This is a genomic window from Vibrio maerlii (genome assembly GCF_003415655.1).
GTDB classification, from domain to species: Bacteria; Pseudomonadota; Gammaproteobacteria; order Enterobacterales; family Vibrionaceae; genus Vibrio; species Vibrio maerlii.
The window spans coordinates 144,951-158,917 of sequence record NZ_QRHC01000006.1 but is presented as its reverse complement, the minus strand read 5'-3'; the positions used below and the strand labels follow the sequence as shown (position 1 = coordinate 158,917).

Annotated in this window: 13 protein-coding genes; 4 read left to right on the top strand and 9 right to left on the bottom strand. The window is 43.9% G+C overall.

Annotated elements, in window-relative coordinates; genetic code table 11:
* Positions 1-17: 17 nt before the first annotated feature.
* Positions 18-3,950, bottom strand: coding sequence for an ATP-dependent RNA helicase HrpA (gene hrpA / locus DPF91_RS12075; protein ID WP_117234688.1), 3,933 nt, complete (start codon positions 3,948-3,950; stop codon positions 18-20).
* A 147-nt stretch (positions 3,951-4,097) separates the two neighbouring features.
* Positions 4,098-5,384, bottom strand: coding sequence for a MipA/OmpV family protein (locus DPF91_RS12070; RefSeq protein ID WP_117234687.1), 1,287 nt, complete (start codon positions 5,382-5,384; stop codon positions 4,098-4,100).
* A 171-nt stretch (positions 5,385-5,555) separates the two neighbouring features.
* On the opposite strand from DPF91_RS12070, the gene DPF91_RS12065 reads away from it, so the two are divergent.
* Positions 5,556-5,912 (top strand): VC1380 family protein, encoded by a 357-nt coding sequence (locus DPF91_RS12065; protein WP_117234686.1) that lies wholly within the window; start codon positions 5,556-5,558, stop codon positions 5,910-5,912.
* Positions 5,913-5,932: 20 nt separating this feature from the next.
* On the opposite strand, the gene DPF91_RS12060 is transcribed toward DPF91_RS12065, so the two are convergent.
* Complete coding sequence (locus DPF91_RS12060) at positions 5,933-6,628, bottom strand: sulfite exporter TauE/SafE family protein (protein WP_420855600.1); 696 nt, start codon at positions 6,626-6,628, stop codon at positions 5,933-5,935.
* A 411-nt stretch (positions 6,629-7,039) separates the two neighbouring features.
* Here DPF91_RS12060 and DPF91_RS12050 point away from each other — a divergent pair, with 411 nt between their 5' ends.
* Together DPF91_RS12050 and DPF91_RS12045 are read left to right on the top strand one after the other, a co-directional pair.
* Positions 7,040-7,492 (top strand): tellurite resistance TerB family protein, encoded by a 453-nt coding sequence (locus DPF91_RS12050; protein ID WP_117234684.1) that lies wholly within the window; start codon positions 7,040-7,042, stop codon positions 7,490-7,492.
* Between the two features lie 158 nt (positions 7,493-7,650).
* The gene (locus DPF91_RS12045) at positions 7,651-9,309 is read left to right on the top strand and encodes an RluA family pseudouridine synthase (protein WP_117234683.1); all 1,659 of its coding nucleotides are present in this window, start codon (positions 7,651-7,653) and stop codon (positions 9,307-9,309) included.
* A 224-nt stretch (positions 9,310-9,533) separates the two neighbouring features.
* Here DPF91_RS12045 and DPF91_RS12040 read toward each other — a convergent pair whose 3' ends face one another.
* Both DPF91_RS12040 and DPF91_RS12035 read right to left on the bottom strand, forming a co-directional pair.
* Positions 9,534-10,085 (bottom strand): carboxymuconolactone decarboxylase family protein, encoded by a 552-nt coding sequence (locus tag DPF91_RS12040; protein ID WP_117234682.1) that lies wholly within the window; start codon positions 10,083-10,085, stop codon positions 9,534-9,536.
* 39 nt (positions 10,086-10,124) lie between these two features.
* Entirely contained in the window at positions 10,125-10,367 is a 243-nt protein-coding gene (locus DPF91_RS12035; protein WP_117234681.1) for a DUF2798 domain-containing protein, read from the bottom strand.
* Positions 10,368-10,515: 148 nt separating this feature from the next.
* On the opposite strand from DPF91_RS12035, the gene DPF91_RS12030 reads away from it, so the two are divergent.
* Positions 10,516-11,430, top strand: coding sequence for a LysR family transcriptional regulator (locus tag DPF91_RS12030; RefSeq protein WP_117234680.1), 915 nt, complete (start codon positions 10,516-10,518; stop codon positions 11,428-11,430).
* Positions 11,431-11,510: 80 nt separating this feature from the next.
* Here DPF91_RS12030 and DPF91_RS12025 read toward each other — a convergent pair whose 3' ends face one another.
* The 4 genes from DPF91_RS12025 to DPF91_RS12010 all read right to left on the bottom strand — a co-directional run bounded on the left by DPF91_RS12025 (position 11,511) and on the right by DPF91_RS12010 (position 13,967).
* On the bottom strand, positions 11,511-12,026 hold the full coding sequence (locus tag DPF91_RS12025; protein WP_117234679.1) for a hypothetical protein: 516 nt from the start codon (positions 12,024-12,026) through the stop codon (positions 11,511-11,513).
* Positions 12,027-12,174: 148 nt separating this feature from the next.
* Positions 12,175-12,864: a glutathione S-transferase gene (locus tag DPF91_RS12020; RefSeq protein ID WP_117234678.1), complete on the bottom strand. Its 690-nt coding sequence runs from the start codon at positions 12,862-12,864 to the stop codon at positions 12,175-12,177.
* 31 nt (positions 12,865-12,895) lie between these two features.
* Positions 12,896-13,240, bottom strand: coding sequence for an AzlD domain-containing protein (locus tag DPF91_RS12015; protein WP_117234677.1), 345 nt, complete (start codon positions 13,238-13,240; stop codon positions 12,896-12,898).
* The gene (locus tag DPF91_RS12010; protein ID WP_117234676.1) at positions 13,233-13,967 is read right to left on the bottom strand and encodes an AzlC family ABC transporter permease; all 735 of its coding nucleotides are present in this window, start codon (positions 13,965-13,967) and stop codon (positions 13,233-13,235) included. Before DPF91_RS12010 ends, DPF91_RS12015 begins: the two co-directional genes overlap by 8 nt.

Sequence of the window (13,967 nt, the reverse complement as noted above, 5' to 3'; positions counted from 1 at the left end):
AAAAGCAATAACTATGCCTAACAAGCATCAATTGCGTTTTTAATTCGCTTATCAGATACCGGATATGGTGTGCCAAGCTGCTGTGCAAAGTAGCTCACTCGTAGCTCTTCGAGCATCCAACGAACTTCTTTAACATTGTCTGGGACTTCCATTCCTTTTGGAATCTTATTTAGCAATTCTTTGTAATCGTTCGTAACTGACTCTACTTTCAGCATGTGTAGGCGATCTTTATTTGGGTCGATAGGCAGCTTCTCCATTCGACGCTCGATCGCCCGCATGTAGCGCAAAATGTCAGGCAGGCGCTTCCAACCACACTCGGTTGCAAACCCTCTAAAGATAAGACTTTCGATTTGCGCTTTTATGTCAGACAACGCAAATGCCATAGTAAAGTCGATCTTACCTTTGAGCTTCTTATTGATATTGAATGCTGTGGTCAGGATAGTCTCAACCTGCTTCGCAATGTCCACAACGGCATCATTGAGCTCTGCTCGAACATGTTCTTTGAGCCCTTCAAATTGCTCTGACTCCCACACAATACCGCCCTTCTCTTCGATAAGCTTATCGATAGCACAAGCGATACAGTCATCAATCAGGTCTAATACTTTACCGTAAGGATTAAAGTACAAGCCCAACTTCGACTTGTTGGGTAGATTTGAGTGCAAATACTTAATTGGGGACGGCACGTTAAGAAGAATCAGACGACGCTGACCCGCCTTCATTGCCGCGACCTGCTCTTGCTCAGTTTCGTACAGTTTGATCTCTACACTATCTTTGGCATCAACGATTGCTGGATACGCTTTAACGTCGTAACCACCGCGCTTTTGTGAGTAGACTTTCGGCAACTCACCAAAGCTCCAAGTGTGCAAACCTTGTTGCTCAATATCATCATCAGCAACCTTAGACAGGGTCTCTTGCACCTTCTCTTTTAAGCTATCTTTAAGATCGTACAAGTCACGATTCTCTTTCAGCTTGCGATTACGATGATCTACCGCACGGAACGTCACTTTAAGATGGTCTGGCACCTGAGCTAGATTCCAATCTTCACGCAGTACCTCAACCCCCGTCATTCGACGTAGTTCCTTCTCAAGCGAATCCAACAGCGGCATTTCCATTGGCGTTGCACGTGCTAGGAAGGCTTCTGCATAATTTGGTGCAGGAACAAAGTTTTTACGAATCGTCTTAGGCAGTGACTTAATCAGGCTAACGACTAACTCATGGCGAAGGCCAGGAATCTGCCAATCAAAGCCTGCTGGCTCTACCTGATTTAAGATTGGTAATGGCAGATGAACTGTCACACCATCATTGTCTTCTCCTGGCTCAAATTGATAGCTCAGCTTTAGCTTCAAACCACTTTGGTGCCAGAAGTTCGGGTAATCGAGGTCAGTGACATGGCTAGCATCTCCTTTGAACAGCATCTCTTTTTCAAAGTTCAGCAGCTCTTTGTTCTCTTGCGATGCCTTCTTCCACCATGTATCAAAGTGCTTACCAGAAACGACCTCAGTTCCTACACGCTGATCGTAAAAATCAAACAACTCATCATCATCGACCAATATGTCACGGCGACGAGACTTGTGCTCTAGCTCTTCAACTTCTTGCAGAAGCTTTCGGTTTTGCTTAAAGAAAGCGTGCTTGGTTTCCCACTCACCTTCAACCAAAGCGCTGCGCACAAAAATCTCACGGCTCACTACTGAGTCAATACTTCCGTAGTTGACTAAACGCTTAGGAATAATCGGCACACCGTAAAGCGTGACTTTCTCATGCGCCATTACCGCAGCGCGTTTCTTCGACCAATGCGGTTCGCTGTAACTACGCTTAATTAAGTGCTTCGCCAGTGGTTCGATCCATTCAGGCTGAATCTTAGCGATGATACGACCCCAAAGTTTCGAGGTTTCCACCAACTCAGCCGACATGATCCACTTAGGCTGCTTCTTGAATAGACCTGACGCAGGGAAGATATGGAAGCGTGCATTACGCGCACCTTGGTATTCACTCTTCTCTTGGTCCTTCATACCAATATGCGACAATAAGCCAACTAGGATTGCCGAGTGAACGCCTTGGTAAGAAGCTGGCTCATCATTCAGTTTAAAATCCATCTCACGCATCGATTGGTGAATCTGGAAATAAACATCTTGCCATTCACGAACGCGCAAGTAGTTCAGGTAGTCTTGCTTGCACTGTTTACGGAACTGATTGCCAGAAAGCTTCTTCTGTTGCTTCTGGATGTAATCCCATAGATTTACAAACGTTAGGAAATCCGACTCTTCATGGAAGAATCGTTTGTGTTTATCATCCGAAGATTGTTGCTTGTCACTTGGACGCTCACGCGGGTCTTGAATCGACAACGCAGAGGCAATGATCATCAGCTCTTTAGTCGCACCATATTTTGGTGACTCAAGAACCATACGGGCGAGACGCGGATCGATAGGTAGACGCGCAAGTTGACGACCGATACTCGTCAGACGCTTCTTCGGATCTTTGATATCTGAATTGATCGCACCCAATTCTTCCAGCAGGCGCACACCATCTTGGATATTGCGTTTATCTGGTGCTTCTACAAACGGGAACGCTTGGATATCACCAAGGCCCAATGCCGTCATCTGCAAGATAACCGACGCTAGGTTGGTACGCAGGATTTCTGGATCGGTAAACTCAGGGCGTGACTCAAAGTCTTCCTCAGAGTAAAGACGAATACAGATCCCCTCTTCCACACGGCCACAACGACCTTTACGTTGATTAGCACTCGCTTGAGAAACGGGCTCAATCGGCAGGCGTTGAACCTTGGTTCGGTAGCTGTAACGACTGATACGCGCTGTACCTGGGTCGATGACGTACTTAATACCAGGAACCGTCAGCGAGGTTTCTGCTACGTTAGTTGCCAATACAATGCGACGGCCTGCATGGGGTTGGAAGATCTTATTTTGTTCACCTGCTGACAAACGAGCGTACAGAGGCACTATCTCGGTATCACGCAAATTACGTTTACCCAGTGCATCTGCCGTATCACGGATCTCTCGCTCACCATTCATAAAGATCAGAATATCGCCCAGACCTTCATCGCACAGTTCATCGACGGCTTCGAAGATGCCTTCAAGTTGATCGCGGTCGACATCATCATCACCACGAAGGGGGCGATATCGGGTTTCAACAGGATAGGTACGGCCTGATACTTCAATGATTGGAGCATCACTAAAGTGTTTAGAAAATCGCTCTGGGTCAATCGTTGCCGACGTGATGATCACTTTAAGATCAGGGCGGCGTGGCAACAGCTCTTTTAGGTAACCCAGGATAAAGTCGATATTCAGGCTGCGCTCGTGCGCCTCATCGATAATGATGGTGTCGTATTGATTTAGAAAACGGTCATGCTGAATCTCAGCCAGTAAGATACCGTCTGTCATCAATTTCACTTGGGTGTTTTCAGAGATCTGATCGTTGAATCGAACCTTATAGCCTACAAACTCACCGAGCTTGGTTTCCATCTCTTCCGCAATGCGGTTTGAAACCGAGCGAGCCGCTAGACGACGCGGTTGAGTGTGACCAATCAAGCCATATTTGCCGCGTCCAAGTTCAGCACATATTTTAGGTAGCTGTGTCGTTTTACCTGAACCCGTTTCACCTGCGACGATAACCACTTGGTTTTCTTCAATCGCTTTCGCAATATCGTCTCTTTTCTGACTTACAGGCAGGATTTCTGGGTATTCAATGGTTGGTGATGCAGCGGCGCGCTGCTCTGCTTCCATCATTGATTTTGCAATGTCTAATGCAATTTCATCAAACACGGCATTGCGGGAAGCATCTTTTTTGATTCGGCTCGCACCACTAATTCGTTTGTTTAAACGAAAACGGTCTCGAAGCATACAAGAGTTCAACGCTTTGCGAAGTGATTTGGCATTGTTCGCTTGTGCTGGTTGCTCTTGATTTGATTGTTTATTTTCTGGCTGTGACGAGGTCAAAGCGTTTCCTATTTTTCTTCTTTCAAAACTGGCGGGATTGTAACACAGTACTCGAACTAAAATGATAGTTACACTTAAGTAAAAACCCCGATAAATCATTATCGGGGTTCTTAGTCTTACAGTTTAAACTTACATGAAATGCGGGTACTAAAACTCATACTGGAAGTAAATTGAGTTGTAGTTACTTCCGCCTTTAATACGACCGTATTGCGAGGCTTTTTCAAAGATTGCACTGCGGTGATGGACGGTGTAACCCAACCACATCCCTTTCCAATCACTGTTGTTAAACACATCACCGATGTTGATATCGAAAGAGAAATCAAGATAGTTCAATAACTTACTTGCACTATCGTACTCCTTTTCGTTCACAATTTCGTTCTCTTCAATAAAGGTGACGTTATCTATATATGATAAGCCTTCAGCCACACCGAAGCGCCAACGTACAGGCCATGTGAAAGTGTAATACGCTTTAATGGCACCAATGTATTCAGTACTGCTACTTTGAACATCAGACGACCAATGGTGTGCGATACCTGGAGTTAAGTAGATATCTAGAGGCAATCCAAACAGTTCATCCGTCAGTGGATGACCATAAAAGAACGACGTCATCTGACCGTTATTGGGATCTTTCTCAGTGTTAAACTTCATAATATCTCCGAGGTTGGACGGCGTCGCCCAACCATGCGCAATTCGAAGATAAGGTTTATTGCGTAAGTCAGATTTGCGAGGTTTACCTTTTTCATTGAAGAAACCGAAACCTAAGAAGGCCTCGCCTTGGAAGCGTTCATCCACAACCGAGCTTTGATAAGCATTGTTGTCTAATACAGTAACGCCCAATCCCCCTAATAAGTATAAGTTCGACACCACGTGATACTTGGCATCAATGGAGGCTTTGAGATCAGCACCTGCACCAATATCTTCCACACCCAAGCCGTAATACAGAGAGTTAAAGTCTGCATCCTTATACCGAAGCGTCACCGAAGGTTCTAGCTCAAGAGCCCCCTCATCAAACTTCTGCCCCCAACGCAGATTGGCGTGAAAATTGAAATCATCATCGGACATAAATTCGCTATCAATATACCAAGTATCTTCAGGTTGGTAACGCAACTGGAAACCAAAATCTGCAGTATCCCCTTCAATCGCATTTTGCTCTTCTTTTGGAACATCGATGAATCGCATTCGAAGAAGCGTACTCAAACGAAAGTCAGACTCTTCCTCATTGAATAAGTACACCCCAGCTTCCGTCCCCTCTGCATAAAGATACTCATTCTCAAAATAGATCATCGGGATGAAGGTGCTGACGTTATCATCACCTTGAGTAAACTGATATGGGATACTGGCGGAGCGCATAACACCAGCGATACCCCACTCCTGCTCAGAATTTTCAGCGTAAGTAGGTAATGCTAGACAGGCTGCGGACAATCCACTTATCATTGAAGCCCTAAAAGCTGGTTGAAAACTAAATTTATTAATCATTCACTGGCGCCCACTGACAAATAGTTGCTTTAATAATTGTACACTCTTGATTTTGGCAAGAATTCCTTATTATTCAATCAACTTATTCTTTTTTGTTTATATATCTTAATTGGTTAGCATCGAAAAAACGTGAAAGCATCCAATCTACGTAACGTTCTTGCTCAAATCCCAGAAGGAATCGACCCTGACGTCGTCACGGGGGAAGAATGGCTTCCAGAGCAACTCATCAATGCCTCTTTTGCAAATGGCGTCGTTCAACTTGAGTTTGACAATGCACCAGTAGAAGGTTCTGGTGAAGAAGAAGGTCGTGGGTTTGTTGAGCACGAGATATCTTTGATTCGCTCTAAGTTCGAACAGCTTCTTGATGAAGATATTTCTACCAACATGAAAGCCGATGCAATCCTCGCTTTGCTGCTCATTGCTCACGAACATTCGAGTGCGGAGTTTATCGAACTCCTCAATGAGGAAACAGAGCTAGACGGTTAGCTCTGTGTCAATTGACTGCTTTATAACGCGCTAAGCCCCTGCCAAATCGCAGTCGTACCACTTGCAAGACAAAGAACCAACGCACTATAACGAATCCCTTTGCTCGAAACTCTATGTACCACTTTTTGTGCAATAACGTAACCCAACCATGCCGCTGGAATCAGTGGCAAGGTGATCACTAGGTGTGACCAAGTGAAGAAACCAATTGGGATCTGCACAATCAGAGAAATAATCGAGCTAAATACAAAGAATGCAGACAAATTACCACGCAACGAGTTAGCTTCTTGATGTTGGAGAAGAAGTGCCATTGGCGGGCCACCAATGCTCGAACTCGTTCCCATAAATCCGGAGAGAAAACCCGCTGTAAACATACGGTTTGGGTTTGGTTCGAGCTTAACAGGCAGTAAACTGACCAACACCGCAATCAACACCATTCCACCAAGCCACAACGATAATGTACTTACCGACACCCACATTAATAGCGCACCACCAGCAATAGAACCTGGTATACGACCATAAAGCGCCATTTTTAAGCCGCCAATGGAAACTTCACTGCGCAGTTTTCTCGCGTTGAGTAAAGAAATAAATAAGGCTACCAAGCAAATAGGAGCAGGGACGTATTCAGGAGAAAGTTGAAAAAGCAGTGGCGCTGCAACGATAGCTAAGCCAAAACCGATAGCGGTTTGTACAAAAGAGCCAAGAAAAATCAGCCCCATAGCAGCGAGAGATGTAAAGGAAAGGAGTTCCAATTTATGGTCCTATCAGCAAGTAAAGATTGGTAAAGAACAAGAAAGATGCTTGTGATCTGTGACAAGCGACACTATGTTTAGGGTCTATTTGCCTTTCGCGGTTAAATTTTGTTCGAGACAAAATCGTTTTAGGCGCGGCAAGGAGTCTGTAGCCTAGCATTCTAAGCAAATACTCCTTAACAAAGCATCAAACGATTTTAGCCGAACCCTTTGGGCAGCGTTTGTGCTTCATTTCTACTGCGTTATCGGCTTCTCATGTAGGCCAGCTACACATCAAAGCCTCTGCCTTGTAGAAATCTCCCACAAACAGCTGCAAAAATCAGCTCGAAAGATAAACAGGCCCTATTTTAACACGATACAAATTAATGAGATATCAACATGTTTAACGCAATCACTTCCCTTTTTAAGGAATTACTTGAAGGTAAAGACCTCAGCTCAAATCAGGGCGTATCCCCCAATCTCGCTATCGCTTGTTTACTCAGTGAGGTGGCGGCAGCAGACCACCAAGTAGATGATGAGGAAAAAGAAGCGAAAATACATCTACTTCAACGCTTGCTCGGTTTAAATGAAGAAGAGACCAAAACTTTGCTTACTCAAGCAACGCAACAGATATCTCAATCTGCGTCACTTTATGACTTTACCTCAAGCCTTCGCGAACTAAGCCAAGAAACCCGCTTTGACCTTATCAAGGCGATGTGGGAAATCGCTCATGCCGATGGTGACATTGATCCTATGGAAGATGCAGTAATACGAAAAACTGCTGAGCTGCTCTACGTTGATCACAGTGAGTTTATCCGCGCAAAGTTGTCAGTTATTGATGGCAAACAGTAACTGTTGCTAACTGTTTGGATTGGGATTGATGTGAACTGGTAGAGTGCACAGGGAGCTACCCCTTTCTTACCCTGTGTCCTTATCTGACATGACCTAGCACGGAGTGGTATGATCGGATATGCCATTTTGAAATCGATTTACATGAAGCATTCCATCACATGAACTCTCAATCTTATTCCTCTAATAAATTTCAGACATTCTTAAGTGATGTTTCAGCGATAAGCATACCGAAGCGCTTTACGTTCCCTTATTACTATACTCCCCATCCTTTAGCAGAAATTGCCATAAAAGAGTTTCAAGAGAAACTATACACTGAACACGGGAAAAAACTGTCAGATACCCTTATTTCGTCTGGGAATATGTTCGCTATTTTGGTGGTTAAACACAAAAATGGACAGTTAGGTTACCTTTGCTCTGTGCGAGGAAATAGTGATCACATTGATGAACCACTGAAACATCTTATTATTGATGACGTATACGCCGCTGACGAACATCATATACAACATCACTATCTGGATAAAATTGAGAATGCAAAGCACAAGATCTCTAGCCTACTTAGCGATCCTGAATACAAAGACAACCTAAGAGCGCTGTCAGAGAGTAAGTTATTAAGCACTCAAGAGATCGAACATTTTCAGAGTGAAATGAATGCTCGAAAAGCGGTAAGAAAAGTTCAACGGTCGAATGCCACCTCAGAGACCCTAGCCATTTTTGCTCAACAGAGTAGCCAAGATAAGCAAACCCTTAAAGCACTAAAACTCAAATGGAAACAACACTTAGCTGACTTAGAAAGTGCCGTCGAAGTTCAGCGTCAGGCCGTAAACGACTGCGAAAAGTATTTGAGTAAATTACAACGAGCGTTAGAAAACCATCATCTCGAGTCGTGTCAATTCATCAACCAAAACGGTCATTCAAAAAGTCTATTTGAATTATTCAGTAGAGATGAAAAGGCTAGCCTAGCAAACATCGAGTTCAGTCAAGAGAATCTACCAAAGCTACTGAATCATGCCTTTCAACAAGGGCTTTCTCCACTGGCTCTTGGTGAGTTTTGGTGGGGGAAGTCTCCTTACCACGAAATACGACAACACCGGAATCTATATCCCGTTTGTCAAAGTAAGTGCTTCGAAATTCTCAAACATATGCTCGAAGGAATAGATCTTGATGAAAGCCCTCTAGAAGCCTGCCCTTCAAAACATAAGCCGCTCCCTATCATCTATGAAGACAATGATATCGTCATCGTCAATAAGCCTGCGGAGTTTTTATCGGTGTCAGGAAAATACATCCAAGACTCTGTTGAACAACGCATCAAAAATGCTTTTCCTCAAGCGTCAGGGCCGCTAATTGTCCATCGCCTCGATATGTCTACATCAGGCCTATTGGTTCTAGCCTTAAATGCCGAGGCCAATAAACACTTGCAGCAGCAATTTATAAACAGAAAAGTAGTTAAGCGTTACACCGCTCTATTAGATGGTCGGTGTGAGCAAGATAGTGGCAAAATTACCTTGCCATTGACTGGGGACCTTCTCGATAGACCAAGGCAAATGGTTTGTCAGAAAAATGGCCGTTCTGCCAAAACGTATTTTGAAGTAGTAAAGCGAACTGAGTGCCAGACCTTAGTACACTTGTATCCTGTGACAGGGCGTACTCACCAACTTCGTGTTCACTGTGCACATATAGCTGGGCTTAATATGCCGATAGTTGGGGACGACCTATACGGTTTCAAGGATTCAAGACTGCACCTTCATGCCGGATATTTGAAGTTCTCACACCCAACAAGCGGTAAAGAGATGAGCTTTGAAGTCGAGGCTGATTTCTAGTTTTACTCAATTTATAGCGAGAGATACCGAACCTTCTCTTGAAAGAGATGAGTTTGGCTGTAGTAGACAACAAACTGTAGTAGTCAACAAACACCCAACCCTTTAGTTTGAGTAACTCGATATCCTCACTGCTCAGTAGAAAATCTAGTAATAAACCATCTAAAAGTGACATTGTAGAAAAGAGCGAGCTTAAGTGGCTAGCTCAACAAACTTAGACTATTGAATTACTTTTTAGACCAAGCAAACTTCTCAAATACTTTATCTACTGGCGTATGAGCAACGTGGTTTACGTAGTTGCTGATCACTTTCTGCGATAGGCCAAGTATTACTTCAAGTACTTGCTGTTGGCCGTAACCAGCTTCGTAAAAAGCTTTTAGATCTGACTCTGATACGTTACCGCGCTCACGTACTACAGAAAGGGTAAAGTCTTTAAGTGCTTGCAGCTTTTCTGTTGGCATCGCTTCATCATTACGCAGTGCTTCAGTCAGTGCAGCATCCACTTTCATTGAGTGTGCAATACCAGTATGTGCAGGTACACAGTAGTGACACTCGTGCTCAACGTTTATAGTTTGCCATACCACCGTTAGCTCTTCTGCATCAAACGATGTATTGGTAAATTGCTGATGCAGTTGCGTGTAAGCCGTTAGGATTTGAGGAGACTCAGCCATTACTGCGTAAAGGCCCGGGATCATGCCCATTTGCTTTTGTGCGCCCTCAAGGATTGCTTTGCTCTTTTCAGGTGCTGATTCAACAGTGTGTAGTTTAAATTCGCTCATTTTCTCTTTCCTATTATCTAACTTATTAACTTTACTGACTTATTTTACTTCTGGCTCTAGTAGCACTTTGGTCACAAACAGACGAACTGTTGGGGCTACAAGGGCTAAAACTAGCAGTGCAGATGGCACCATTTGTGAAACTGCGTTTAACCATGCATCAAAGAACACACCGTTTGAAGGTAATGTCTTAGCAACCATAATAGCTGGCATGCTAAGAAGCATAGTCGGTAAAACCATAGAAACCATTAGTGGATATTGGAACTTACGTGGAAACTTTTTCATACTGTGCTCTCTCATGCTTAAGTGCAATTGGCTAACTGATGGGGTTATATTAGCCCTGAACCTAACAATCAAAAACAGACAACATTGAACTTGAATCTTTCATATTTGAATGATTAACTCAGAATGTAATTCCCAAGGGTGATCAAATATGAAAGCGAAGGACATATCTAACCTCTACCTATTTTGTCAATCTGTCGAGTGCGGTGGTTTTGCAGCTGCGAGTCTCAAAACACACGTTTCGGCCCCAACGTTATCAAGGGCGGTGGCAAGCCTTGAAGATAAACTGGGCGAAAAACTGGTACACCGTAATGCAAAGCAGTTCCAACTCACGACAGCAGGTGATGAATATTACCAACGCTTTGCTGCCCTATTTATGCAGTTAAACGATGAATGGACGCAGCTTTCAAATAGCCAACCGGTATTAACAGGCGAGATCCGAGTATCTTGCCCAGAGCCATTTGCCGATAACTTTCTGCAAAAGATGGCTATTGAGTTTATGAAGCTTCACCCAGAGGTCTCCGTAACCATTCAATTTAGCGCTGGCACAGAACGTTTCTTTGATGAGCAGATTGACCTTGCGATTGTGACCTCCCCACCTCATGCGAGTCACTTAATACAGCGTCAGTTGTTTGAATCACCATTAATGCTGGCGGCAGCGCCAAGCTATATTGAAAAACATGGCCAGCCAGAGAAAGCCGAAGATTTGATTAACCATCAGCTACTTTCGGGGAATAACCTGCCCTATTGGGAGATAAAAGAAGATAACAAGGCTATCCGTATTCCTTACCAGCCTCGATACTCAATCAGCAGTTTGCGTCTAAATATTGATGCGACATTAGCAGGAGCTGGAATATGTATGATGCCAAGAGCCGCTTTTGAAAAGCGTGCAGAAAAAGATGAGTTAGTAGAGGTTTTGCCAGACGTTGAATGCCCAACAGGAAAAGCATTCTTGGTATGGGCAGATAGAAAGCTGATAGCGACCAGAGTTGTTGCTTTTAGGGATATGATTTTTGAGCGCTTCGGACAATCATCTGAATTTTTGGCTTCAATCAATTCAGAGTGAGATTTGTAATCTAGTATTCATGTAACGAAAAACACCAGACTAGACGATCTAATCTGGCGTTTATATTGTGACTTCAACGACTACTTTTTACGAAAGTATAGGAATGCATTTAACCAAGCTAATCCAAGTATAATCAACGTCATTACAGGTGGCTTTGATTGCAGTGGCAGTACCTCAGCAGGCACAGTTGGCAATAGGTGAACATACACCGCAACAATCATGATTGCTGTAGTTAATAACGTTGATAGCTGCATGGCCTTATCTTTGAGCGGTGCTGCGAATGCCTTATTACCAATCATCACTGCAAGTAGCAGTAGGCCTGCAGATATCTCACCTAATTGGCCTGCCCAGCGAGATAACGTCGGGAACGGTAGCTCACTTAGTGCAATCTGTTTTGCGAACATAGTTGTAAACGGGTCGAAAAATTTTACTGTTCCCGCCATCACCATAAAGGCACCAAGAAGACCAGTTAGGATCTTTTGAACTTTCGTTCCTATGCTATCGGTTTTGTCATAGCTACGAACCAAAAAAATACCCGTAACGATTAGCATTGTGCCGATAAGAGTTAACTCAAGAATTAGTTGTGATGTGCTCATAGCAAACCTTCATTGTGTGTTAGCAAGTTGATGAAGCTATTCTACGAAACGCGATAAAATTCAAAAATAGACAATTTTGATTTTGATTCATTCAAAAATAAAAGGATAGAGTCACTAAAGGATGAAGCTATACATGAGCAGCCGACTATTAACCGAAGCAATAATCTTCTCGACATTCTAGCCATAACGGGTAATTCTTCATGACTTTTGAAAACATTGTGCTTTGTACATAACCGTTTAACCATTGTCGTAACCTTGGATAAGGGCATATTCTAAACCACTGCTTGTCGATACGAGCGAATTTACGCAAGAAAGGCATAACAGCAATATCTACCAAGCTTTCCCGATCAGAGAACAAGTAAGGATGTCGACTGAGCAAAGCCTCCAGCTTTGCTAGCTCTATTGAACACTTATCTCGTAGATCCTGTTCGTTCTCTTCGTGATATCGCTTAGCACAACCAAAAGCGTTTAAAGCCGGATTAAACTCTTGTTCGAATTGATGAATAAAGTCCATCATTTTAGGCAGCGCTGTTGGATCGTCCTTCCTCAACAGATCATCAGGGTCACTTTGAGACAATGACCACACTATGATATCTAAGCTCTCATCTAGGACCAAAGCTTCACCTAGTGTTGCACTCTCTTGTAGCCCAATAGAAGGGATAACCAAAACGGGAACACTCCCCTTAGGTGAAGCATTGAGCATCTCAACAGGTTTGTTATCGAGTTTAATAGAACGTATCAATACGCTTTGCTGCGCTTTAAGCAACGCAAAACGTGCGCGAATCGCATAAGGGCAGTTATGCAGTGAATAAAGAATTGGAGATGAGTTCATTTCCATCCTGACTCCGGTTTAAATTTGATACTCCAGCCTAATAGCTTCCGCCTAAATAGATAGTCAATCCGTAGGCGAAAACACCGGCAAATACAGGGATCCCCAGAGAGCGCTTCCAATACCATGCTCCTATTGTTACAACGACACCTAAAACCGTTGCGATCCACGAAACCAAAGAAGGTGTAGATGGGATCAATGACGTACCGAACATAGCTGCGATCATAGTGGGACCCAATACGCTGAGCCACAGAGGCATTCCTTCCACGTTTTGATCTTTGCTACTTCGCTCAATACGGCGAGACATCCAAACCACAGGGAGTGCGCGCATTAAAAACGTACCGATTGCGATGATAGCCATCGCGATCCACAATGAACTATCCATGACGAACACTCCTGTTTTCTTTCTGTCGTTTCACTGCGCAATACAGCAGCGCACCACACATAGCGGATAAAGGTATAGCAGCGTTGGCAAAGCCATAGAGCTTAATCACCATCGCGATTATCGTTGTGAGACCTAGCGTCAGTATCCATAAACTGGTATCGAATCTTGGAGCTAATAACACCAAAAACAGAGCAGGTAAGGCGAAAGGCAATACATCGGCGAGTAAGGGCCAGCGAGAAATCAATTCTCCCCCAACCATCGCTCCTATTGCGGTACCACCAATCCAACTAAACCAAGCCACAAGTGCTGCACCGATATACCAACCAAAGCGCTTACTTGATTCCAGTTGTGGGAAACGAGTGTGAGCTAGAGCGAAGATTTGATCTGTTAAGCCATGCATTGCCACAATCCACCAGCGACTTTTAGACAGATAGCTCGCGATATTTGGGCCATAAACTACATGCCGAGCATTGATTAAAAGCGTCATTACTACAACAAGCCAAAGCGGCGCACCCGATGCAACCATAGCGACAAATAAGAACTGTGATGCGCCTGCATAGATTAGGGTCGATATAATGATGGTTTCCCAGATACCGAACCCCGACTGCAACGAGATCAATCCAAATGAAATCGCAACTGGGACATAACCGCCCATCAATGGTATGGCATCCTTAACGCCCATCAACCAAGGGTTACGTTGGTTCAATACCTCCGTTTCAGTGTTCAT